This window comes from Pseudomonas sp. xss_2 (assembly GCF_043104195.1).
Taxonomy (GTDB): Bacteria; Pseudomonadota; Gammaproteobacteria; order Pseudomonadales; family Pseudomonadaceae; genus Aquipseudomonas; species Aquipseudomonas urmiensis.
In genome coordinates, this window is record NZ_JBICKL010000096.1 from 1 (window position 1) to 994 (window position 994).

Annotated in this window: 1 rRNA gene; it reads left to right on the forward strand. The window is 50.6% G+C overall.

What is annotated here, in order from left to right:
• Positions 1-994: ribosomal RNA gene (locus ACF8K2_RS24060) — 23S ribosomal RNA — on the forward strand; the annotation flags it as partial.

A 994-nucleotide genomic window follows, 5' to 3' on the forward strand; every position in this document is an offset into this window, starting at 1 on the left:
GTATCTTGTACTGAATACATAGGTGCAAGAGGCGAACCAGGGGAACTGAAACATCTAAGTACCCTGAGGAAAAGAAATCAACCGAGATTCCCTTAGTAGTGGCGAGCGAACGGGGACCAGCCCTTAAGTTGGTTTGAGATTAGTGGAACGCTCTGGAAAGTGCGGCCATAGTGGGTGATAGCCCCGTACACGAAAATCTCTTATCAATGAAATCGAGTAGGACGGAGCACGAGAAACTTTGTCTGAACATGGGGGGACCATCCTCCAAGGCTAAATACTACTGACTGACCGATAGTGAACCAGTACCGTGAGGGAAAGGCGAAAAGAACCCCGGAGAGGGGAGTGAAATAGAACCTGAAACCGTATGCGTACAAGCAGTGGGAGCCTACTTTGTTAGGTGACTGCGTACCTTTTGTATAATGGGTCAGCGACTTATATTCAGTGGCGAGCTTAACCGAATAGGGGAGGCGTAGCGAAAGCGAGTCTTAATAGGGCGTTTAGTCGCTGGGTATAGACCCGAAACCGGGCGATCTATCCATGGGCAGGTTGAAGGTTAGGTAACACTGACTGGAGGACCGAACCGACTACCGTTGAAAAGTTAGCGGATGACCTGTGGATCGGAGTGAAAGGCTAATCAAGCTCGGAGATAGCTGGTTCTCCTCGAAAGCTATTTAGGTAGCGCCTCATGTATCACTGTAGGGGGTAGAGCACTGTTTCGGCTAGGGGGTCATCCCGACTTACCAAACCGATGCAAACTCCGAATACCTACAAGTGCCGAGCATGGGAGACACACGGCGGGTGCTAACGTCCGTCGTGAAAAGGGAAACAACCCAGACCGTCAGCTAAGGTCCCAAAGTCATGGTTAAGTGGGAAACGATGTGGGAAGGCTTAGACAGCTAGGAGGTTGGCTTAGAAGCAGCCACCCTTTAAAGAAAGCGTAATAGCTCACTAGTCGAGTCGGCCTGCGCGGAAGATGTAACGGGGCTCAAACCAT